This window comes from Sphaerochaeta halotolerans (genome assembly GCF_003429665.1).
GTDB classification, from domain to species: Bacteria; Spirochaetota; Spirochaetia; order Sphaerochaetales; family Sphaerochaetaceae; genus Sphaerochaeta; species Sphaerochaeta halotolerans.
This window is the reverse complement of record NZ_QUWK01000005.1, coordinates 142,611-163,805: the sequence shown is the minus strand read 5'-3', so window position 1 is coordinate 163,805 and position 21,195 is coordinate 142,611. Positions and strand designations below refer to the sequence as shown.

Sequence of the window (21,195 nt, the reverse complement as noted above, 5' to 3'; positions counted from 1 at the left end):
ATTACAATATGTATTAATAAGGACTGTAAAATACAAAAAGAAAGCGGAACAATTCAAATATATTAGTCTATCAGTACTTGATTATCGAATAGTAATTCACTAGACTATAGACATGAAACAGAAAGAAGATAAGGAGACCTATATGGATAACCATGATATAGAGAAAAGACAAAGCATTGAGTACATCATTAAAAATACAGACATGTTCCTGGACGCAGACTATGACCGTCTTGCTTCACACATCGAGGGGCATCGCTACTTCCTTGGAAAGGATCTTTCCATGCCGATTACTTGGGATGAGGCAACCTACTCCTGGATGAGTAATATCTACCAGCCAATTAGTCAGGTTATGGAAAACTGGGCAACTCTGTTGAGTTTTCCTGGAAGAAGGAAAGCAGACCTCTTCTTTGAGATCTGTGAACATCAGTACTTTCTCAGTCTGCAGCAGCAGAAGGAAGTCAATATGTACAATGCTGCACTTGACTACGATGTCTTGTTCGGCAGAACCATTGGAAAGATCATCGCAAAGATTCTCTCTTCCAACAATGCGGCATAAGGGCCAGAAGCAAAATATAGGAAGGCATACGGTCTAGCAACTGTATGCCTTTTTCATGCCCTTATCCATATAACAGAACAGGGCAATTATCATGATGTTTCTCTAATAGGTATTGAAGGGGAGAACCAAAGGAACAATATGTCAATTTGGAGAAACATTGTCATATGATTCTCTTGATTTTGTTCGAATGAATTGCGTCAATTGGGGAATTTCGACTCTCTATCTCTATATATATGAATCGCATTCTCGACTTTCAGGGAAACGGTTGATTCATTCCCCAACGGAGCGAGAGGAAAGGAATCAGCATGATGGTTCCTCTCCCGAGCGAGTGCCGGGAAAGCAAGGTGAGATACCCCGTCCCTTGGGGCGGAAAAGGAGGCAATTCCTCCTGAGTCCAGGGCTTGCCCTGGGGTATTGATACCTTTCATTCGTCCATGCTTATAATGCTGCACGTACATCCTATGAAAATAGGGAGCATTGGTTTCGTACTCCCTACCAATTGGAGTTCCTTGATCAGTGGATTCTGAGGCATTTGTAAGGAGGATGGATAGTATTATCTATTCCAAATACAGAAACGAATTGAATTGGATCATTCTCTGTAAAATTGATTGCTGTAGGCTCAGCGTTTAGTTGGCCACAAACCATAAAAAAGGACGAACTGAGAATCTCAATCCGTCCAATATAGATCGGGGCGAAAGGACTCGAACCTTCGATATCCTGCTCCCAAAGCAGGTGCCCTAGCCACTGGGCTACGCCCCGAAACTTTTTGGAGTATACGCACTTGAGCTTGGAAGCGTCAAGGGGGTAGTATGCAGAAATATGGATAAGAATACCTACGCAAACCTTATATATGAACGTTTGGATACCTTGCTCCCAAAAGATATACAGTTTCTGGATCAACGTGACCCCTTCAGATTTCTGATCAGTGTCATCCTTTCAGCCCAGACAACAGACCGAACTGTCAATGCAGTGGTAAGAACGTTGTTTGATGTCTATCCCGATGCTCCCTCTCTGGCAAAGGCAAAGAGGGAAGAAGTGGAAGAGATCATCTTCCCCACAGGTTTCTACCGAAACAAAGCAAAGAACATCATTGCCTGTGCCCAGGCACTTGGAGATGGAGGGCTTCCTGATACCATGGAGGAGTTGGTCAAACTACCTGGAGTGGGGAGAAAGACTGCCAGCTGTGTGCTGGGTGACATCTATGGGAAGCCGGCGATCATCGTTGATACGCATTTCGGCAGGGTCATGAACCGGCTTGGGTTGGTTGCAACCAAGGACCCGGAAAAAATTGAGAAAGCAGTAGCTTCTCTCTTGGAACCGAGATTCCATTATCGGTTCTCCATGACAGCCAACCTGTTTGGAAGGACTACCTGTCATGCAAAGAAACCGAGTTGTGAGGAGTGTCCGTTCAGTGATGTCTGCCCGAGTCGAGATGCTTTTCTAAAGAAACATTCCAAGTGATGAGTGCTCCCTCTCTCTGGATTGAAAGCATGGCAAGCGATAGATCCTTGATGATGATCGGGTCAACAGAGAGAGTAGTCTCTATCTCTCCTAGATATACACCGTCATAAGGATAGTCTGTTCCTAATTGCTTCCGAATTTGGGCAAACGGCGTACCTGGTATTGGGAGATGTAGATGTCCATTTTTGTAAGATGTTGTATCGAGTGTGGTAAGCGGTAGCGGTGGGCAGTCGACAAAAGGCAGGGTGTCCTGCTTGTCAACCGGGCCTAGAATAATGCATGCTTCCAGGGTAAGCAAACTTGGTTCCCCATACTGTTTGTACAAACCGTCCCTGAATAGTTTCAGGTTTCTTCTCAGCTCTTTGCCTAATCGAAGGATGTAATAGTTCTCCATGGGTGTAGCATACTGAAGGAGATAGGCCTCAGCAAGGGAAAAAACAGAAAAGATGATGCCTTTGTCTTTACACAAAAGCTGTTATCTGGTAATTTGGCTAAGGTTGAAGTCTATTTGTACGACACCCTTGTACTACTGCTCACGGGCAAGGGCTTGCCTGGACAAGGTGATGTGTGATTTCAACAGGCCCTGATTCGGCCAACGAATGAATTATTAAGGATAAGGTGGATATAGCTATGGCTCGTAGATGTGAGATTTGCGGAAAAGGAACGGTTGCCGGAAATAATGTTCCGAGAAAAGGACAAGCCAAGAAGCATGGCGGTGTTGGTCAGCACATTGGTGTTACCACAAAGCGCGTATTCCGCCCCAACATCGTGTCTGTAAAGACTTTGGTCAAGGGGACTCCCCGTACCATTAAAGTATGCACACGTTGCTTGCGGAGCGGTAAGATCGAGAAGCTCGTATAATTTACATACGTCATCTCGATTACCAGAAGAGCCCAACGTTGGGCTCTTTTTGTGTAATCATGCAAGACATATTTTCAGTGTTTTGTTCACTATGTTGAACTTTTCTCGGAGGGGGTGCTGATGAATGACATACGGGTACACGCAGTAGAAAGCATTAATCTTGTTTCACAGGATGGTTTGGAAAAGCTCATCCGTATTCTTCAATCCTCCGGAGAGGCACACCAAGTGGTGGTTCTTGCCCCATTTACAGATGTAAATTTGGAACTCAATAACCTTTTACACGTAGCTATGCAACGTGACGAACGACTTTGGTCTATGCAGGAACAACGCTTTACCCGTTGGACCGCCTTGGTTGAAGATTTGCTTGCAGTACCTGCCGGTACCAAAGTCCTGGATAGAATCAAGCAAGGGTTTGCAGACATGGAAGACATCCTTCGCTCAATCTGGTTGGTTCAGGAGATCAGCGAGGGTGCAAAACGCTACGCAGGGGCACTCTGTGATAGTTGGGTTGCTGACATTGCCTGCCATTGGGCCAATTTGCATGACCTTTCTTCCAATCTCCTTGGGTATGCCGATTCCCAGAAGAAACACAGTGTTGAGGAAGCAGTACTGTTTGTGTATGGAGCTGTAAAGGACGGACAAAGCGAGTATGCTGCAGCCTCCCTTGCTGCCCAGCTTGGAGCAGTTGGGGTTACCTTCTGGAACAACAGCTCCTTGCTTCATAATGCTGACCATAGAGAAGTCCCTTCTGCTTTGGTCATCCGCTCTCTTTCCTATGCAGAGGCAACCGAGCTCAGCTTCTTCGGTGCTCCCATCATTCACTCCCATGCACTCGTTCCTGCCATTGCAGCCTCCTTGGATGTGCAACTTCGCTGTTGGAAAGAGGAGCAGGATCCAGGGACTATCATCAGCAAGCACGGAGACCAGATAGAACCGAATAGGGTGAAGGGCTTTTCCATCATCCATGACATTGCATTAATAAATGTGGAAGGAGCTGGCATGAGTGGTGTCATCGGCATCGCGAGCCGGCTCTTCTCAGCTATGAGAAAAGCTTCTATTTCTGTTGTGCTTATCAGCCAGGCTTCCAGTGAGTACTCCATCTGTTTCGCTGTTCCCGAGCATGAGGCAGAGCGCGCCTGCGCTACCGCAAAGAAGGAGTTCGCTCCTGAGCTTGAGGCTGCCTCCATCCAGAGCATTGAAGCAGAGACTGGACTCGCAGTCCTTGCAGCAGTAGGGCAGCAGATGACAGGTCAGGCGGGAGTTGCCGGCAAGTTCTTCTCATCCTTGGGAAAGGCTGGGGTTAATGTCATTGCCATTGCCCAGGGGTCCAGCGAGACAAACATCAGTGCAGTAATCAAGGGTAGTGACAGTAAGAAGGCACTCAGGGCATTGCATGCACGGTTCTTTCTCTCCAAGCGTGCTATTTCAGTTGGTTTGCTTGGACCAGGGAATATCGGTGGTACGTTGTTGCAACAGATCTCCAAGGAGACCATTAGGCTGAAAGAACAGTTTGGGCTCGATATCCATATTCGAGGTATTGCCAACTCAAGAAAAATGTTGCTGGACCAAGATGGAATTGACCCAGGGGACTGGAAGGAACGCTTTGAGAATGAGGCTGTAGAACTGGACCAGGACCTCTTTACCCGCCACATAGGTGCAACGTATTTCCCGCACTCCCTGATCATAGACTGTACTACCAGCAGCCAGCTTGCTGAGCAGTATGTATCTTGGTTGGAGTCAGGGATCCATGTCATTACCCCGAACAAGAAGGCAGGGACGGCTCCCATGGAGTACTACCAGAGGTTGCTGGAGACTTCCATGCGTACTGGAAAGCGGTTTCTCTATGAGACCACCGTCGGTGCCGGCCTTCCCATTATCTGGACCTTGAAAGACTTGGTCCAGACAGGAGATACCGTACACCGCATCGAGGGGATAGTCAGTGGTACCCTTGCCTGGCTCTTCTCCAGCTATGATGGAAGTGTTCCCTTTAGTGCACTGGTGAGACAGGCAAAGGAGATGGGGTATACTGAACCAGATCCGAGAGATGACCTTTCAGGTATGGATGTAGGCCGGAAGACGGTCATTCTTGCCAGGGAGTTGGGATATTCCCTGGAAGTGGAAGACATCCCCATTCAAAGTCTGGTTCCTGAGTCTTTGGATGGTTGCTCACCAAGTGAGTTCATGGAAAGATTGGAAGCAATCGATCCAGTCATAGAAGCTGCCTACAAAGAGGCAGTAGCAAAGGGAGAGAAACTCCGTTATGTAGGGATTGTTGATGAGAGGGGCAACTGTAGTGCTTCCCTGAAGAGCTATGCAAGCGACCATCCATTTGCCCAGGCAAGTGGAACGGACAATGTGATCTGTTTTACCACCGACAGATACTTGAGCCAGCCTCTGGTGATCAAGGGACCGGGAGCAGGAAGGGAAGTCACTGCCGGTGGTGTATTCTCTGATATTCTTCGATTGGCAGCCTATCTTGGGGCCAGGATTTAGGAGGACGTAGCGATGAAGTTTGTATCAACACGGAAGAAAGCTCCAAAGGTGAGTGCCAGCGAGGCGATTCTGCAAGGGCTTGCACCCGATGGTGGACTCTATGTTCCCGAGTCATTTCCCTCTCTTTCCCATCTGAATGTGCATGAGATCTCCTCGTACCCGGAATTAGCCTATGAAGTGCTCGCTCCTTTCTTTGAGGATGATCCTCTGAAAGATGACCTTGCCCAGATTTGCATGGATGCGTTCAATTTCCCGGTTCCCTTGGTTCCCCTAAAAGGGGAAGAGATGGTTCTCGAGCTCTATCATGGTCCCACCGCTGCGTTCAAGGACTTCGGTGCGCGCTTCCTTGCTGCAAGTATGGAGAAGATCCTGGAGAAGCAAAGTCGGAACCTAACCATCCTGGTTGCAACCAGTGGCGATACCGGTGGGGCAGTGGCAGCCGCTTTTGCAGGGCGGAAGGGTATTGATGTAAAGGTGCTCTTTCCCAAGGGTAGGGTGAGCAAGCGTCAGCAGACCCAGCTCACATGTTGGGGTGGCAACATTGAGGCCTATGAGGTCGATGGCAATTTTGATGACTGTCAGAAGATGGTCAAGGATGCGTTCATGGATCAGGAGATTGCCACCAAGTGGGGACTCAGTAGCGCAAACAGCATTAACCTCGGAAGACTGCTTCCCCAGAGTGTTTACTATGTCTATGCATCCCATCTCTACTACCAGGCTATAGGGAAGAAACCAACATTCATCATTCCCAGCGGAAACGTGGGCAACAGTTGTGGTGCCTACTGGGCACTGAGTATGGGTGCTCCCATTGAAAGGATTGCACTCTCAGTAAATGAGAACAAGACAATTCCTGACTATCTTTTCTCAGGCAACTATGAAAAACGTCCCTCTGTAGCTACCTTGGCTAATGCGATGGATGTTGGTGCTCCGAGCAACATGGAGCGGCTCTTCGATCTGTATCCAGATATCGATACCATGCGAAAGATGGTGAGTGCTTGGTCAGTGGATGACGAGACTATCAAGAAGACGATCAAGGAAGTGTATGACGAGTCAGGGTATATCATGTGTCCCCATACAGCTACAGGAGAACGCGTAAGAAGAGACCAGTTCAGTGGCAAACCCACCATTGTTGTCTCTACTGCCCACCCCGCGAAGTTTGAGCAGGTGGTAGAACCACTGATTAATACAGAGATACCTATTCCAGAGAACTTGAAGCAACTCCTGGATAAAGAGACTTCCTTCAAGCAGGTAGGGAAGGAGTATCGGGAGTTGTTTGAGTAGGGAAGTTTTTCACTTTCTACTCAGCAATACAACAACTTTCTCTCTGTCGTACCGTGATGGGAGTAACACTTCCCTTTGAGAAGACCGCCTCCATCGCTTGTTTGTAGAACACATACTTGTCCAGGGGAATATAGGCTTGGATAGTTCCTGCAAAACCTCCTCCGTGGACGCGTACAGTTGTTTCACTTCCTAGGAGCATTTTGGTCATGGCAATAGCCAGGCTCAGACCCTGTTCCTGGGGGAAGCAGGAGGGGTAGAGGTTCTGCAGGAAGCAAAAGGAGCTCTCCCCACTGGATCTGACTTCCTTCAGATATGCCTCAATGTTTTGGTTCTCCAGGGCTTTGAGCATATTGGTAACTCGTTTGTTTTCTTCGAAGAAGTGAATGGAGCGGAGCAGCGCCCTGTCATTCTGAAGTGTCTTTCTGAGAAGGGGAAGCTGAGAGGCGAAGGTTGTCTCATCAATCTCCCTGAGGTGCTTTGCCCCAAAGTGAGCGGCAACTTCCCTCATCTCCTTGGGAACAGCAGCATACTCGGGGGTCAGGTCTGCATGGTTTCCCCCAGTGTCCACAATAACCAGCTGGTAGCCATGTTCACTGAAGGAGTATTGCACCGGTTCAATCTTAGGGTTTTCCTCATCAGCAAAATCAATCCCTATGATCCCACCATAGGCGCACGCCATCTGGTCCATCAAACCGGAAGGCTTGCCGAAGTAGTTGTTTTCGCTGAACTTCCCGATGATCGCAAGATCAACAGGGGAGAGTGCATTCTTATTGTAGAGGTGGTTGAAAATGGTTCCACACAACACTTCTACTGCGGCAGAGGAGGAGAGACCCGAACCTTTGAGTACCCGGCTGGTGGTGTTGGCCTGCCAACCGCCAATTGCAAGCCCACGTTGCTTGAACGCAAAAGCAATACCACGTACCAGTGCCTCGGTGGTGTTTTTCTCTGCTTCAATGATTTCAAGCTCATCAAGATGCACAATGACCTCAGGATAGCCTTCGCTCGTCAAGACAACAGTGTTGTCATCACGCTTGCTTACTGCGGCGATGGTGTCCAGGTTAATGGTGGCAGCAATGACTTTCCCCAGATTGTGGTCAGTATGGTTTCCTCCGAGTTCACTCCTTCCAGCGGTAGAGAAGAGACTGACATCCTGTTCCTTGAACAATTTGGTATGTGCTTCAACCAGGCTGATAAACCTTTTATCCATATCTTCAGCCTGGTAGGAATTTCCGTAGAGAGATTGGTACTGTGCATGCAGCAACCCTCTTTGTATCATTTCTGTTCTGGCCATTGTACTCTCCATTTGGTACGTATTACTTGCATTCTTGAATGTACACGTGTACACTACCCCTGTATCAAGCATTTGTCAACAAAAAAGAGGATGACCGATGGGAGCAACCAGAGACAGTGTCGCTAAGATGGCAGGAGTGAGTAGTGCAACTGTCTCTCGTGTGTACAACAACCCTGGACAGGTCTCTCCGTCGCTCGCTGAGCGGGTATTGGAAGCTGCTAGGGAGTTGGGCTATGAACCCAACAGTGCAGCTGCCACATTGCGAAGGAGTGGAACCGGAACAATCGCCTTCGTCCAATTCAGAAAAGAGGGGAGGCCCTATTACTGGGGAAACATGGATAGTTTTGACTGGTTCTTCGGCAGGGCCATCAAAGGTGTACAGGAAGTACTGGCAAAAAGTTCGTGGCAGATGCGGTTCTACACGGTGGGAACACAAAAGGAGTTGGAAGCTGTTGCAAAGCGCTGTGACGGCATCTTGGCCTATGATGTAGACACAGAGGCGGAGGAAGCACTCTTCTCTTCCATCCCCATCCCCTATGTTCTTGCCCACCACTTATCTGGAAGCGCAGAGATACAGAATTGTGTAAAGACTGACAATAGGTACGGGGGAACCCTGCAGGCAGAGTATCTTACAGAGTGTGGTGTTGAGAAACCTCTATACATCACCGGCTATCTTGAGAGTGTTACTCCCCATGCCCAGCGTCTATCTGGGTTCAGGGAACTCTATCCTGATGTTTTGGTACTCTCGACGACCATTGGGAAAACCAATGCCATGGAAGGCGTTGCCCGGCAGGTACAGAACCTCATTGATGCTGATGCTATTGATGGAATTGCAGCGGTGAATGATATTGCCTTGTTTTCTCTCTTGCTACGCATCAAAACCGCCCTACCAGAAGTAGGGTATGATGCATCCCCACTGTTCAGCGTATACCCCGCTCCTATTGCGAGCATTGCTATTCAGAGCGGAGAGCTCTACAGAAGGGCGGCAGAGAAGTTGTTAGGTCTACTGGCAGGGAATCGATCCGGTTGCACCACTGTATTGCCAAAATTAATACGTTCCCTTTCACAGCAGGAGGAAGAGTTTCTTCCATGAGAGGTTTTCTTCCCCTTGTTGCTTTTTATCCTGCGTCGTCTTGGAGCTTTGCATTTCCTTGACCGGGAGGAATGGACGAGGCATGGTAGGGTAGCTGGGGCCGGTTCTCTTCAGCCTTCTCTTTTGCACTCTCATATGTAAGCCTTAGCCATGAATGTAGAGTTGTCAAGAGTGTGGGTATTACTTTGTAATCTATATAAAGTCGACGTTTAGCCCGCGTGATACAGTGAAGCTTGCCTTCTTTTATCAAAAGCATGATTGCTTCTTGCACTTCCTGCATTCCCCATGAGGAAAGCGTTCCTCCATATGAATACCAGCATTTGGTGTTCTGAAGCATGGAAGCTAACGAAGATGGTGAGAAGCGGAGTGGATGTACAAGCACAGACTTCAGTATTGCTTCCTCTCCTTGCCGCTTCAGGGAAACATCATGGTTGCAAACATCACAACCACCACAATACTCAAATGGTTCGTTCATAGCTTCCAAGAGCCCTTTTCGGAAGCAACAGTCAGTACTGTATAGGATGGAAGCGAGGGGAGAAGGGGTTTCACTCCCATCAAGCAAGCTGATGGAAAGCGCTGGTTTCCCGTCCCTTCCAGCTCTTCCACTCTCCTGCAAAAAGGAGAGTACATCTTCACTGAGATCATGGTGGATGACACATCGAATTCCTTTCACGTCAATGCCCATCCCGAAGGCTTTCGTAGCAAAGAGCACTCCATATTCACTGTCATTGAACCATTTTTCCAGATAGCCTCGCTCATCCTTGGTGAGCCCTGCGTGGTAATAACGGACTGGTAAGTCGGGCAGCGCATAGAGAAGACGGTGAGCTGAGACCTGAGCCTGCTTTCGTGTACTGCAGAAGATAAGGGCGGGTAGGAGATTTTTCTGACATAACAAGCCAGCAATACTCTGATTCTTGCTCAAAGTCCTGATGACATGATACGTGATGTTCGTCCTGTTGCTACTGGCATGAATGAGATGTGGCTTGGCGTTCGGAAATATCAGACGGTTCAAGCCAAGGAGCACCCTTTCATCTGCTGTTGCAGTGAAGCAGAGAACTTGCCGTACTGGAAGGTATTGGATAATGGAACCGACAGCAGCAAGGGCAGGTCGAAAGCCCTCCCCCCAGCTCACGATGGTATGTGCTTCATCAAGGACCAACAGGCTGATAGTCACTTGAGATAGTACAGTAATGACAGATGGTAGGGAAAGACACTCAGCATTGGTCACCAGAATCTTTGCCTTTCCGGCGGTAAGCCTTGCAAGTAAAAGCTTTCGCTCTGCATGGCTCTGGCCGCCTTGTATACAGATATAGGGAATGGAGACTTCCTCCAATCGTCTGATCTGGTCATGCATGAGGGAGAGCAGTGGATAGACCAAGACCGTGATACCTTCCACCAGGAGGGAGGGAAGCATGAAGCAGAGGCTCTTGCCTCCACCGGTTGGAAGTACTACTACGGTCCCTGCGTGACTATTTTCTTTGCAGTCCTCTTCTATGATGTGCTGGATGACCAATTGCTGGAATGGGTAGAGGGAAGAGATGCTGAAACGTTCCCGGAGGAGCCGTTGGATTTGGCCCTCTTGGAAATGTGTATATATTTCGTCTTTCATACCCAAGAAAGAGGCATCTGTGCAACCTTGCTTCAAAAAGCTCCTATTGCTCCTCGCTTCTGTCTGTCGCTGGAGGAGGTGGTGGGCTGATTGCATCAATCGCCTTCATAAGCTCAGGATCGATGGTGATGGATGTAGCCTGCAGGGATTGCTTCAAGTGTTCAGTATTCGCCGCTCCAATGATCGGGGCAGTAACCTGCTTGTGTGCCATTATCCAAGCGACGGCAAGCGTTGCTTCGTGCAAACCCCACTTGCTGCAGAGTGTGGAATACTCACGGGCTATCTGCTCGTAGAACTGGCCCCCATAGCGCTTGTTGTAGTTTTGGTTTTCAACCAACCTACCGGAAGCATTTGCATAGCCATTCTTGTATCTGCCAGTGAGGAGCCCTCCGCCAAGTGGACTGTAGGTGATGACCCCAAGACCTTCACTTTCAGCCATGGGGAGCAACTCAACTTCCGCCATGCGCTTTGCAATGTTGAACATTGGCTGGATTACTGAGATAGGGGTGAACTGGTGCAGGCTGCTGATATGGAGCATTCTCTCCACTTGGTAGGCTGCAAAGTTGCTGACACCTAACGTGAGCACTTTCCCTTCCCTGACAAGTCGGTCAACAGCTCTCAATGTTTCCTCTTCTCCTACTGTTGCATCAAAATGGTGGAGAAACAATACATCGACATAGTCGGTGTTCAGACGTTTCAGGCTTGCCTCCACCCCAAGGCGGATATGTTTCGCATTCAGACCTTTCTCGTTGACATCATCTCCCATCGCTCCATAAGTCTTGGTGGTAATGACAACCTTGTCCCGCTCTTGGGCAATGAAGGCTCCAAGATAGCTCTCTGCTATCCCTTCCTGATAGACATCGGCACAGTCAAAGAAGTTGATCCCCGCCTCTCTACACATGTTGTACATCTTTTCTGATTCATTCTTGTCAGCTCTTCCTCCAAAGGACATGGTCCCAAAGCAGAGCTCTGATACCTTGATGCCGGTTCTTCCTAATGATTTGTACTTCATCGTTACCTCCCAAATACTGTAGCGTTCAGTAGTCTCTCACTCATGGTCAAGGCAAGCCTTTCCATCTTTATCGTCTCTCGTTTAAAAAGTGTCTGTTTTTTGATTGCCTGCTCAACTGCAGAAGAGGAAACCAGTTCGTCAATCCAATGATCAGGAAACAGATCTGGTCCCCTCAGTGCTCCTTGGAGCGCTCCATAGAGACCACCAGCGAGGCGTGCATCTCCACCCATTCTTGCGATGTCACTCATTCCTTGTTCGAAATTAGGAGCATGCAATACTGTATGAAACACCAAGAGCAGTGTTTCCTTCAATGTATGATTCCCCGAGAGGATAAGTTCAGGTTTTCTTGCTCTGGACAGGAGTGAGGTAAGCTGTTCATCCAGATTTTTCCCTCCACGTTGTGTGAGCAAGTCATGCACCAGTTTCTCTGCATCAAACACCTCCTCATTGATCAGAAGGTAGAGACAGTGGGAGAAGAATGCTACCGCCTCTTTTTCAAGAGAATCTTCACAGAAGAGCGAAGCAACATTGAGGGCTATATCCCTGACCTGTTTTTGTTTCAGCTCAATACCTGCTATTGCTACGACGACAGAGAGAGGAAGCGCTGCGCGGTATGCGTCGAGAGGGTAGCCCTCTTCACGCTCCTCGCGGTAGCGATTGACCAATGCATGGAAATGATCAGCATCCAGGCCTTGGTTGGACAACAGGCTCATGGAAAGCAGTAGCGCCAGGTCGCTTACCTCTCCTGAGATGCCGCAATCGCTGCGTAGGTGTTCGAGGGAAAATACCTCTTGAAGCGTATTGATACCTTCTTCTTGGAGTGTTTCCTTTGAGAGGCCGTCACACTGACTGCCAAAGCCATCGCCTACAAATAAACCAAGCAATGCGCCATTTGCACGTTCTTGTATACTCATGATTCCTACAATAGCGTAAGTGCCCGGAAAAGACGAGTCTCTTTGTGCTTCATTCCCCAACGGAGCGAGAGGAAAGGAATCAGCATGATGGTTCCTCTCTGGAGCGAGTGCCGGGAAAGCAAGGTAAGATACCCCGTCCCTTGGGGCGGAAAAGGAGGCAACGCCTCTTGAGTCCAGGGCTTGCCCTGAGGTATTGATACCTTTCATTTCCTCCAGATGCTCTACCATGGTCTTTCCTCCAATGGTAAGGCCTTCCAGCACAACTTTTGTTTCAGTGAGGGTAAGAGTATTCCATTCTATTGCATTTGAATGATAGGTCCACTCAACCAAAAGGTTTTCATGGAGGGTACGAGCGAGGGTAGCAGAGAAGGGTCTATGGTTGTCGATTGCTTGTTTCAATGCATCAACAGCCTGGAAGTCATAGACAATTCCTTTGTAATGCTTTTCTATATGTGTGCGTGCATCGATGGGTTTGTTTGCGTGATCAGGAATAATCCAGTTGCTCCCCATCTTGGTAGCCCCCTCTATTCTCCCTTCGTTGCAAAGCCGACGAACTCTTCTATCGCTGATTCCCATCTCTTACTTGCTGTACTTGTACTGAAATATTGCATGGTTTGCCTCATGCTGAGTATATATCGCTATCGGAATGAAGTAGAGAGAATCAAGGTGATGAACATTCCACCATAAAAAACCACGCTGGTTTATTAGCGTGGCTTCTTAAAGGGTAGGGTGCTATTACTTGTTATAATAGGCTACTCGTGCAGCTTCCAACTCCTCCTGCACCTGAGTCAAATCAGTAGGGATGTCGATATGCTGTGGGCAGAGAGGGATGCACTGACCACACTCCGTACAGGATGGTGGTCGCTTGTCCTCGTCGCTCTTCTGTTCCCACTGGTTCTTGACTACCTCATAATTGTCGAACATCCGGTATTTGTTCCAGAGTGCAAAGTTTCCTGGAATATCGACGCCGGAGGGGCAGGGCATGCAGTACTTGCAACCGGTACAATTATTACCGATACGGCTTCTCATGCTGTTTGCAATCTCTTGGAGAACTGCTCGCTCGTTTTCGTTCAACGGTTTGTAAGGAGAGAATGTCTGCAGGTTCTCTCTGACCTGTTCCTCAGTGGACATGCCGCTGAGAATCACCTTCACATTCGGATGGTCAGCTACCCAGCGTAGTGCATAGGATGCTGGAGTTGCATCAGCATCCAATGCTTTCAGTTTTGCTTCCAAGTCTGGTGAGAGACGGGTAAGCGAGCCTCCCTTGATCGGTTCCATCACAATGAGTGGAATGCCGAGCTCAGTGCACAGTTCATACCCCTTGTCCCCTGCCTGTTCCTCAGTATCCAGATAGTTGTATTGGATTTGGATGAAATCCCATGGCCGGAATCGGGTGATATATTCAAAATCCTCATAAATGGAGTGGAACGAGAAGCCCAGATGTTTGATACGGCCCTTCTTCTGTTCCTCTTCCAGGTAGGTAACCACTCCAAGGTCCACCATTCGGTCGAAGGCCTTCTTGTCGATGGAATGGATAAGATAAAAGTCGATATAGCTCTGTTGCAGTCTTGCAAGCTGTTCCTCAAATATCCGTTTTGCATCATCAATTGAATGTACCGACCATTGGGGGAGTTTTGTGGCTACGTAAAAGGTGCTCCTGTCCAAGCCAGAGAGGAATTCCCCTACCAATGGTTCGCTCTCCCCCCCATGATATGGGTAGGCGGTATCAAAATAATTCACCCCAGCTTCATAGGCTTCCCTCATCATTGCCAAGGCGCGTTTCCTGTCGATCTTGCCGTCAGGGGTAACGGGCAAGCGCATTGCGCCAAACCCAAGAAGGGATGCGTGAATGTCAAATGTTTCAAAATACCGTGTTTCCATGTCCAAAACTCCTTTCCTCGCAATGATATCATAAAATATTTTTTTTGTGTTGTCTCTAGGCCCAATTTTGTTAGAATTGCCTTAAGCTTATCCCGATGCAAGTCTAGTATGGATACGGTTTGGGGAGAGTAATAATGAAACAGAGAAGGTATAGAAGGAATATTCCACTATCCTACGGGTTCACTGCGTTGATGAACCTCTCCTTTACGCATGGGCTTTGGATGATGTATCTCGCATCGAAAGGCTTCTCGTTGGTACAGCTCGGAGCGCTTGAGGCAGTTTTCCATATTACCAGTTTCCTGATGGAAGTCCCCACCGGCTCAGTTGCTGACATCTGGGGAAGGAAGGTAAGCCGGCTCTCTGGCAGACTGTTCAGTGCCCTTAGCCTCACCATCATGTTCCTTGCCCCTACCTTCAGCCTGCAGGTGTTGGGATTCATCTGTAGTGCCTTGGGGTATAACCTTGAGTCTGGTGCAGGGGATGCCTTGCTCTATGATTCGCTGTTGCTTGATCAGGAAGAGTCCTCCTATCTAAAAGTCAAAGGACTCGATGAACTGCTCTATCAGGCATGTTCAGTGGTTGCCTTCCTTGTTGGAGGCTTGCTTGCCACCATCGATTACGGATATGCCTTCTCCCTCACTATACTCACCACGCTTCTTGCCTTCCTCTTGGCTTTGTTTTTCAAAGAGCCTGAGATTGAGAGGGAGCCAAGAAGCGGGCTGTTCTCTGGAATCATGGGCTCACTGAAAACCCAAATAGTTTCCAGCGTGAAAGTGTTCAGGGAAACACCTCATATTGCGTTCCTGATTGTTTTCAGTGAGTCCTTGTTTGCATTCATGATCAGCCTTTTCTTCTACCTGCAGAACTTCTGGACTGACCAAGGGTATCTCCCTGATGTCATCGGGATTGCCTATGCAGCCCACGCCTTGCTGGCGGCAATCTTTTCCTTGAATGCCCATCGCATTGAGCGAACGATCAATGAGAAAGGAATCCTGATCACCTGTCCCGTCTTTCTAGCACTCTGTCTCTGGGGGATAGCACTTACCCCCTATACCATGGTTTTCTATATCATCCTTGGTTGTATGGAAGGATTGCTAGCCCCTACCATCAGCACCTATCTGAACAAGCTCATTCCCTCCAAGTTCCGAGCTACCATCCTTAGCTTCCAGAGCATGGCCTATAGCCTGTTTATGATCATGATCTTTCCCTTGGTTGGATTGATCGGGAGCGCCCATTCTCTCTTGCTCTCTTTCACATTGATGGCCATCACTGCAACACTCTTGGTTTTTGCCTACATCTGGGCTCTGGTGCGAAGGCGATAAGCTTGGCAGTGGTCTCGCTCTCTGCTATTATGGACCAATGAAACTGAGTGAGCGAATAGTCAATGGCTTACTGCGTGCCTTTTTCCGCATTTGCTTCAAAATTGACCGCAGTGAGTTGAAGAACGTCCCCATGGAGGGGCCGCTTCTGATGATGGTGAACCATACCTCAAACCTTGAAGGTCCCATGCTCTATGAGTTCTTGCAACCAAGGAAACTCCATGCCATGGCCAAGCAAGAGCTCTGGGAGAATACATTCATGGCTTATTTGATGGAGACCTGGGGGAGCATTCCTGTGGACCGAGAGAACATGGGGCGCGCCACCATGGATGCTTGTTTCAAGGTGCTCGATCAAAACCACATCCTAGCCATTGCCCCAGAGGGTACCCGAAGCAAGGATGGGACCCTCCAGCAGGGGAAGGGTGGAGTTGCGTTCATTGCTCACAAGAAAAACGTACCAATGATTCCTGTAGCAGTCATGGGCTTCGAAAAGACCAAAGCAAATATGAAACGTCTGAGACGAACGGCTATTTCAATCAAGGTAGGTAAGCCCTTTGAGATCATCCAGAAGGGTGGACGCATTGATGCAGAAACAAGACAAAAGCTTGCTGATGAAATCATGCTGCACCTTGCTGTATTGATGAGCGAGGAGAAACGTGGATACTACCGAGGCAAACCGATTGAATTTACCCTAACCCAGAATATTACCTAACGGTTTGGCCCGACGCTTCCCTGCACAGCAATGAAACCAATTCGTGAGAATATCCTAGTAGCGTACATCATGTAGCACTGTGAAAGCATAAAATAAGCAAGGCAAACAAGGCAGGCCTGAAGAAGTCAAAGACAACTGAGAATAGGGGAAAAGCGTACGCAGGAAACTCCTTCCACCTTGATTCATCTCCTTATTCCACTATAATACTGAAGACCCACCTATAGGAGTATTATGGAAAACAAGGATCAGCCAGTTGCTGGAAGACAGGATTCGCACCGAGCAGGTCAGCTGACCGGCCGTGTCATTCTGCTCAGCCTCTTCTTGATTGTAATGCTCTCGATATTTTTCCAACAGTTCTATCGAAAGCTGGAACAGTCACTTTGGGAGGAAAAGCAAGGACAGCTCCAGTATCTGGCAGACCAGAGTGCCCAGTTGGTCATCCAGCAAATACATGAAGATCAAAGATTCCTGCAATCATTAGTGGATCAAATAGCATCCCTCGATAGGGAGAATGCACAAGCACTACTCGATAATGCCGGTATTCATTGGGAGGAAACAGGTCTCTATCCTCCCATCGCCCGGGTAGGTGGCTCTTTACGGTACTCTGCAAAAGTTGATCTCATAGACGGTACCTATCTCACCATATTCCATGCTATTCCTACGAAGGTCTATGATGCACTGTTTGATGGAAAACCTCTCACTGGATACTGGATCAATCCAGAAGGAACCATACTTTGGCAGACAGATGGGGGCCTGGACGGGCTTGATAGTCTTGCCACCAAAGCTGATGAGTCAATCCAGCTTTTTACGAGTGAGCTTGGAAATGGATTGGGACAGTTTGTCCTGGTTGCCGAACGAGGACTTGCTGATTCTGTCTCGTTAGCCATACTCCAATCCTTCCTTTCCATGGCAGTGATGGCGCTTGTCATTTTCTTTCTTTTCCTCGTGTACCTACTTTCCATGGATCATCGTTATGGAAGGACCTTATGGCGTCTTGCCTATGAGGATACGCTGACAAAACTCCCCAACAAGAATCTCTTCGAAAAAGAAGCGAAACAGCGCTTGCAGCATTCAAGAGACTCCTATGCGGTCATGATTCTGGATATCAGGAAATTCAAGTTGATCAATAACCATTTTGGCTATGGATTTGGTGATTCTCTGCTCTTGCACTGCGCTAAGGTCATTCCGCGTTATGTTACTCGTGATGGACTGTGTGCTCGATTTAGCGGTGATTCGTTCATCATGCTGGTAAGTTACCGCGAGAAGGCAGCTTTGCATCGGAGAATTGCCATTATTGGGGAGGAGTTGCGTCGGTTCGCTTTTCCCAAGGCATCCCAGTTCCAGTTGGAGATACTTATCGGTATATCGCTGGTTGATGAAACTAATCTGCAGATCAACTCCTATATTGACCGTGCCTTATTTGCGCTCTCAGCACTGAAGGAGACAAAGCAAGGCTGGTATCTCTTCTATGAGGAGGCTCTCAAGGACCAGTTGCTGGAAGAGAGTGAGTTGGAGAATGTGTTTGGCAAGGCGTTACGGTCTGGAGAGTTTTTCATCCAGATACAACCCAAATATTCCTTTGCTACAGGACGTCTAATCGGAGGAGAGGCTCTGGTAAGGTGGAAGCATCCCGAAAAAGGTCTCCTGACCCCTTCCCAATTCATTCCCTTGTTCGAAAAACACAATCTCCTCATTCCGTTGGACATGTACGTCTTGAAGCTAGTCTGTAAGTTGCTTAAGCGTTGGGAGGAAGAAGGCAAACCACTGCTACCTATCTCAGTCAATCAATCAAGGGCACATCTCCTCGTTACCGACTATGAGGAGAGTCTGGTAAGCTTGGTAGACCACTTTAACGTAGACCACCATCTCATGGAATTCGAATTGACAGAGACATTGTTTCTCCATGACATGACCCATCTAGCTTCTGTGTTGACCACATTGAGAAGTCAGGGCTTCTTGGTCTCCCTGGATGATTTTGGTTCAGGATACTCTTCTCTTACGATGCTCAAGGATGTACAGATTGATGTGATCAAGATGGACCAAGGATTTTTTACCGACCTTACCTCGAATGAGCAAGGAAGGGTGGTAATCCAACATGTCATTGCCATGGCAAAAGACCTGGGTATTACCACCATCGCTGAAGGTGTGGAAAGCGAAGAACAAGCCAGGATGCTCGCTTCTATGGGCTGTGACGGCGTGCAAGGGTATTTCTACAGCCAGCCCTTGGAGGTCTCAGAATATGAGCAGCTGCTTGCTGATGATACACCACGCTGTTTCCTCTAGAAGATGAGATACGTCAAGGTATACATGATCATTGTGTATTGATAGGCCAAGAATGAAGAACAAGCGAAGTATGCTCTCTTCCAAAATACCAACGTAGAGTAGTGTAAACAAGCTAAGAAGTAAAAAGGGAGGATTCTGCGGAGTTCTTTTTTGTTGTAAAGGGAGTGCTTGTTCACATCCATTACTACGCAGTGCGTAGCATGGATGGAAAGTATCTTGGGATTCAGGAGGTGAGGCAGATGCAATACACCTCAGATCCCTTAGCAGGAAGAAGTGGTTGCTTTAGATTCGAGATACCCCTTGATCAGGGTAGCATTGAAATTTTCTTCAACTTGCAATATACCCATCTCCCGTTGGGCATTTTCAGGGGAGTCGGACGCATGTGCTGCATTGACGCGGATATTGGAGCCGAATTCCCTACGGATGGTTCCAGCGGGCGCTTTGTTTGGGTCGGTTGGGCCAAGAATGGTTCTGATCTTCCCAATTGCATCAACGCCTTCATAGATCAGTACCATGCATTTAACCAAACCTGGTTTTTCCAAGTCCTCAGCCTTGCAATCGCTTGGTTTGATACCGGCCATGAACTCAACAATACGTTCGAACTGTTCTTCACTGTACATGTCTCCAAAGCTGTTGGTCAGGATGTTCTGGAGTTGGTCTCCAAGCAGTACATTGAACTCACTTTCTAGCAGTTCCCTTGCTTGCATACCGTAGATGGGAGCAAGTTTTGCTTTCAATCCTTCCTTGGTTGGGCCATAGAACTGCAGTGCCTGGGAGACAGACATCTTCAACACCTTGATGCCTACAATGCGGAGACCACTTCGGCTGAACATGTCTATGATCATTCCGGGGCGACTCGATGCATACTTCCAGTTGTCTGGTTTGATGATTACCAGTGTGCGTTGGGTTTTTTCGTAGTATTCAGGAGGTCTGTTCTTGACGATGTTGTTCTGTCCCGGCAACCAGGAACCAAAGAGGGCAAGCGTCTGGTCTGCCTCATTCTGGCTTTGGGCAGTGATGACCGCCGGCTCAAAATAGAGAATTTCACTCTCTTTCTCATCGGTGTAGATCAAATCGGCATAGGTGTCTCTAATTGACATACCGGTAACGTTTTCCACCAAACGGGCTTCTTTCTGGAAGGAGCCAACCACCTTGGTGAGTTCATCGCAAGGATGCTCGCCTTTGAACAGGAGCAATAGGGAACGGTGTTTTACTCCACCCGTGGGCCCAAGGTTTTGTTCTATGTAAGAAGAAAGAAGGTTTGAGGTGTTGACTCCCTCATCCTTCTCCCGCGTCCTGATAATCAATGCATATTCCTCGGTAATGGTCTGATCCATTGCAATCATCTGAGCACCAACAAGCTCGAGGGAAATGCGAGAAAGAAGTCTGGATAGCACCCCGCCGGTGCGACTTTTTGCTACGGTATATGGGGTTACCAGAACATACGATAAGGACTGTTCCATGAGCAGCCTCCTTAGTAAAGTGTCTGTACACCGTATCCTACAAGTCAGGGTGCTCTTTGTCTATGACCTGTTCAAGAAAAAACCTCGATTTGGCAAGAACGCATCGTCTGGAGTGCAGCCTCATGATTCAGGGTGGTGGTTCCTGCGCAACAACTTGCATCAACGAGGACGGAAAGCTCTGGTCGCATTGCCTTGATCAATAGGGCATTGGAGACAACACAGATGTCTGTGCATACACCGACCAACTCAACCGAAGAGATTGATTCATCTTGTGCAATGTATGTTGCAAGCTTAACAGAACCGAAAGTGGGTTTCTCAAAGACCAGTGCATCTCTCAGTGGCTTTTTGAGCGAATCGACCAGCTCGTGACCCTCCTCCCCCTTGATACAGTGAAGCACAGGGAGATGTTTTCCTTCGCTGGTCTCCAGATATTCTGGTCCATGGGTGTCCAAGGTGTAGGCAAGCTTTCCATCGTGCTTCGCTACTTTTGCTGCCACCTTCTCCACGATTGCCTGTGCTTCAGCAGTGCCAAGGCTACCGGAAACGAAATCTTTTTGCATGTCGATTACGACGAGCAACCTTCTAGAAAGAGGCTTTGAATAATCCTTCTTTATTGCAGTATGCATAGACATCTCCATGGTCAGTATCGCTGAATACCGCAGAGGCTGGTGTCCCTTTGCGGATGTCATGGCGCCGGGTATGATCTTTCGTTACGAGAAATAGAGTAGTAATCTGGTGTTCCTCACTCTGGGGGTGGGGCTTGCTCCCGACTTTCACGTAGAGCAAACCACTTCGGTGTGTGAGTACAATTTCATGGTTTGGATCACGCTCGTCAGCGGTTCTTGGTATCAAGAGTTGCATCTCGGTTTCGCAACAGTGCAAGGAGTGCCCCTCGTCATGAATTACATCAACCATTGAATGACAAATGGGGCAACGGTAGAAGTGAAGTTTCTTTGCCATAAGTCC

19 protein-coding genes and 1 tRNA gene are annotated in these 21,195 nt (G+C 48.2%); 9 read left to right on the top strand and 11 right to left on the bottom strand.

Annotated features, from left to right (window positions below; all coding sequences use genetic code 11):
* Positions 1-112: 112 nt before the first annotated feature.
* Positions 113-556 carry a DUF4032 domain-containing protein gene (locus DYP60_RS06135; protein WP_117330010.1) on the top strand — a complete coding sequence of 148 codons (444 nt, stop codon included), beginning with the start codon at positions 113-115 and terminating at the stop codon, positions 554-556.
* Positions 557-753: 197 nt separating this feature from the next.
* On the opposite strand, the gene DYP60_RS06130 is transcribed toward DYP60_RS06135, so the two are convergent.
* Positions 754-984: a hypothetical protein gene (locus DYP60_RS06130; RefSeq protein ID WP_133299300.1), complete on the bottom strand. Its 231-nt coding sequence runs from the start codon at positions 982-984 to the stop codon at positions 754-756.
* Positions 985-1,242: 258 nt separating this feature from the next.
* Positions 1,243-1,315: transfer RNA gene (locus tag DYP60_RS06125), tRNA-Pro, on the bottom strand.
* A 60-nt stretch (positions 1,316-1,375) separates the two neighbouring features.
* Between DYP60_RS06125 and DYP60_RS06120 the strand changes: the two genes are divergently transcribed.
* Complete coding sequence (locus tag DYP60_RS06120; protein ID WP_117330008.1) at positions 1,376-2,017, top strand: endonuclease III domain-containing protein; 642 nt, start codon at positions 1,376-1,378, stop codon at positions 2,015-2,017.
* Here the strand turns inward: DYP60_RS06120 and DYP60_RS06115 are convergent.
* Positions 1,965-2,411, bottom strand: coding sequence for a hypothetical protein (locus DYP60_RS06115; RefSeq protein WP_133299299.1), 447 nt, complete (start codon positions 2,409-2,411; stop codon positions 1,965-1,967). The genes DYP60_RS06120 and DYP60_RS06115 overlap by 53 nt on opposite strands.
* Before the next feature lie 236 nt (positions 2,412-2,647).
* Here DYP60_RS06115 and rpmB point away from each other — a divergent pair, with 236 nt between their 5' ends.
* The 3 genes from rpmB to thrC all read left to right on the top strand — a co-directional run bounded on the left by rpmB (position 2,648) and on the right by thrC (position 6,652).
* Positions 2,648-2,878, top strand: a complete 231-nt coding sequence (rpmB, locus tag DYP60_RS06110; protein ID WP_117330006.1) for a 50S ribosomal protein L28 — start codon at positions 2,648-2,650, stop codon at positions 2,876-2,878.
* Between the two features lie 120 nt (positions 2,879-2,998).
* On the top strand, positions 2,999-5,371 hold the full coding sequence (gene thrA, locus DYP60_RS06105) for a bifunctional aspartate kinase/homoserine dehydrogenase I (protein ID WP_117330005.1): 2,373 nt from the start codon (positions 2,999-3,001) through the stop codon (positions 5,369-5,371).
* A 12-nt stretch (positions 5,372-5,383) separates the two neighbouring features.
* A complete protein-coding gene (gene thrC, locus DYP60_RS06100) occupies positions 5,384-6,652 on the top strand; it encodes a threonine synthase (RefSeq protein WP_117330004.1) in 1,269 nt (422 codons plus the stop codon).
* 16 nt (positions 6,653-6,668) lie between these two features.
* Here the strand turns inward: thrC and DYP60_RS06095 are convergent, their stop codons facing one another.
* A complete protein-coding gene (locus tag DYP60_RS06095) occupies positions 6,669-7,943 on the bottom strand; it encodes a galactokinase (RefSeq protein ID WP_117330003.1) in 1,275 nt (424 codons plus the stop codon).
* 97 nt (positions 7,944-8,040) lie between these two features.
* On the opposite strand from DYP60_RS06095, the gene DYP60_RS06090 reads away from it, so the two are divergent.
* Positions 8,041-9,036 (top strand): LacI family DNA-binding transcriptional regulator, encoded by a 996-nt coding sequence (locus DYP60_RS06090; protein ID WP_117330002.1) that lies wholly within the window; start codon positions 8,041-8,043, stop codon positions 9,034-9,036.
* Between the two features lie 25 nt (positions 9,037-9,061).
* Here DYP60_RS06090 and DYP60_RS06085 read toward each other — a convergent pair whose 3' ends face one another.
* The 4 genes from DYP60_RS06085 to DYP60_RS06070 form a co-directional block, all read right to left on the bottom strand.
* Positions 9,062-10,645 carry a RecQ family ATP-dependent DNA helicase gene (locus DYP60_RS06085; RefSeq protein WP_165849520.1) on the bottom strand — a complete coding sequence of 528 codons (1,584 nt, stop codon included), beginning with the start codon at positions 10,643-10,645 and terminating at the stop codon, positions 9,062-9,064.
* Between the two features lie 43 nt (positions 10,646-10,688).
* Positions 10,689-11,657 (bottom strand): aldo/keto reductase, encoded by a 969-nt coding sequence (locus DYP60_RS06080; protein ID WP_117330000.1) that lies wholly within the window; start codon positions 11,655-11,657, stop codon positions 10,689-10,691.
* 2 nt (positions 11,658-11,659) lie between these two features.
* Entirely contained in the window at positions 11,660-13,147 is a 1,488-nt protein-coding gene (locus DYP60_RS06075; RefSeq protein ID WP_133299298.1) for an ADP-ribosylglycohydrolase family protein, read from the bottom strand.
* Between the two features lie 159 nt (positions 13,148-13,306).
* A complete protein-coding gene (locus DYP60_RS06070; RefSeq protein WP_117329998.1) occupies positions 13,307-14,452 on the bottom strand; it encodes an aldo/keto reductase in 1,146 nt (381 codons plus the stop codon).
* A gap of 134 nt (positions 14,453-14,586) precedes the next feature.
* Here DYP60_RS06070 and DYP60_RS06065 point away from each other — a divergent pair, with 134 nt between their 5' ends.
* From DYP60_RS06065 to DYP60_RS06055, 3 genes are all read left to right on the top strand, one after another.
* The gene (locus DYP60_RS06065; protein ID WP_117329997.1) at positions 14,587-15,774 is read left to right on the top strand and encodes an MFS transporter; all 1,188 of its coding nucleotides are present in this window, start codon (positions 14,587-14,589) and stop codon (positions 15,772-15,774) included.
* Between the two features lie 37 nt (positions 15,775-15,811).
* A complete protein-coding gene (locus tag DYP60_RS06060; RefSeq protein ID WP_117329996.1) occupies positions 15,812-16,483 on the top strand; it encodes a lysophospholipid acyltransferase family protein in 672 nt (223 codons plus the stop codon).
* 231 nt (positions 16,484-16,714) lie between these two features.
* Positions 16,715-18,766 (top strand): putative bifunctional diguanylate cyclase/phosphodiesterase, encoded by a 2,052-nt coding sequence (locus DYP60_RS06055; RefSeq protein ID WP_117329995.1) that lies wholly within the window; start codon positions 16,715-16,717, stop codon positions 18,764-18,766.
* A 260-nt stretch (positions 18,767-19,026) separates the two neighbouring features.
* Here DYP60_RS06055 and DYP60_RS06050 read toward each other — a convergent pair whose 3' ends face one another.
* The 3 genes from DYP60_RS06050 to DYP60_RS06040 form a co-directional block, all read right to left on the bottom strand.
* Positions 19,027-20,229, bottom strand: coding sequence for a nucleoside-diphosphate kinase (locus DYP60_RS06050; protein ID WP_117329994.1), 1,203 nt, complete (start codon positions 20,227-20,229; stop codon positions 19,027-19,029).
* 71 nt (positions 20,230-20,300) lie between these two features.
* On the bottom strand, positions 20,301-20,855 hold the full coding sequence (locus tag DYP60_RS06045) for a cysteine hydrolase family protein (RefSeq protein ID WP_117329993.1): 555 nt from the start codon (positions 20,853-20,855) through the stop codon (positions 20,301-20,303).
* On the bottom strand, positions 20,812-21,189 hold the full coding sequence (locus tag DYP60_RS06040; RefSeq protein ID WP_117329992.1) for a desulfoferrodoxin family protein: 378 nt from the start codon (positions 21,187-21,189) through the stop codon (positions 20,812-20,814). The genes DYP60_RS06045 and DYP60_RS06040 overlap by 44 nt, the downstream gene beginning before the upstream one ends.
* Positions 21,190-21,195: the final 6 nt, after the last annotated feature.

Bases quoted from the DNA above. Each gene is read 5' to 3' on its own strand.
- DYP60_RS06135 (WP_117330010.1), top strand. From the start codon at position 113: ATGAAACAGAAAGAAGATAAGGAGACCTATATGGATAACCATGATATA.
- DYP60_RS06130 (WP_133299300.1), bottom strand. From the start codon at position 984: ATGAAAGGTATCAATACCCCAGGGCAAGCCCTGGACTCAGGAGGAATT.
- DYP60_RS06120 (WP_117330008.1), top strand. From the start codon at position 1,376: ATGGATAAGAATACCTACGCAAACCTTATATATGAACGTTTGGATACC.
- DYP60_RS06115 (WP_133299299.1), bottom strand. From the start codon at position 2,411: ATGGAGAACTATTACATCCTTCGATTAGGCAAAGAGCTGAGAAGAAAC.
- rpmB (WP_117330006.1), top strand. From the start codon at position 2,648: ATGGCTCGTAGATGTGAGATTTGCGGAAAAGGAACGGTTGCCGGAAAT.
- thrA (WP_117330005.1), top strand. From the start codon at position 2,999: ATGAATGACATACGGGTACACGCAGTAGAAAGCATTAATCTTGTTTCA.
- thrC (WP_117330004.1), top strand. From the start codon at position 5,384: ATGAAGTTTGTATCAACACGGAAGAAAGCTCCAAAGGTGAGTGCCAGC.
- DYP60_RS06095 (WP_117330003.1), bottom strand. From the start codon at position 7,943: ATGGCCAGAACAGAAATGATACAAAGAGGGTTGCTGCATGCACAGTAC.
- DYP60_RS06090 (WP_117330002.1), top strand. From the start codon at position 8,041: ATGGGAGCAACCAGAGACAGTGTCGCTAAGATGGCAGGAGTGAGTAGT.
- DYP60_RS06085 (WP_165849520.1), bottom strand. From the start codon at position 10,645: ATGAAAGACGAAATATATACACATTTCCAAGAGGGCCAAATCCAACGG.
- DYP60_RS06080 (WP_117330000.1), bottom strand. From the start codon at position 11,657: ATGAAGTACAAATCATTAGGAAGAACCGGCATCAAGGTATCAGAGCTC.
- DYP60_RS06075 (WP_133299298.1), bottom strand. From the start codon at position 13,147: ATGGGAATCAGCGATAGAAGAGTTCGTCGGCTTTGCAACGAAGGGAGA.
- DYP60_RS06070 (WP_117329998.1), bottom strand. From the start codon at position 14,452: ATGGAAACACGGTATTTTGAAACATTTGACATTCACGCATCCCTTCTT.
- DYP60_RS06065 (WP_117329997.1), top strand. From the start codon at position 14,587: ATGAAACAGAGAAGGTATAGAAGGAATATTCCACTATCCTACGGGTTC.
- DYP60_RS06060 (WP_117329996.1), top strand. From the start codon at position 15,812: ATGAAACTGAGTGAGCGAATAGTCAATGGCTTACTGCGTGCCTTTTTC.
- DYP60_RS06055 (WP_117329995.1), top strand. From the start codon at position 16,715: ATGGAAAACAAGGATCAGCCAGTTGCTGGAAGACAGGATTCGCACCGA.
- DYP60_RS06050 (WP_117329994.1), bottom strand. From the start codon at position 20,229: ATGGAACAGTCCTTATCGTATGTTCTGGTAACCCCATATACCGTAGCA.
- DYP60_RS06045 (WP_117329993.1), bottom strand. From the start codon at position 20,855: ATGCATACTGCAATAAAGAAGGATTATTCAAAGCCTCTTTCTAGAAGG.
- DYP60_RS06040 (WP_117329992.1), bottom strand. From the start codon at position 21,189: ATGGCAAAGAAACTTCACTTCTACCGTTGCCCCATTTGTCATTCAATG.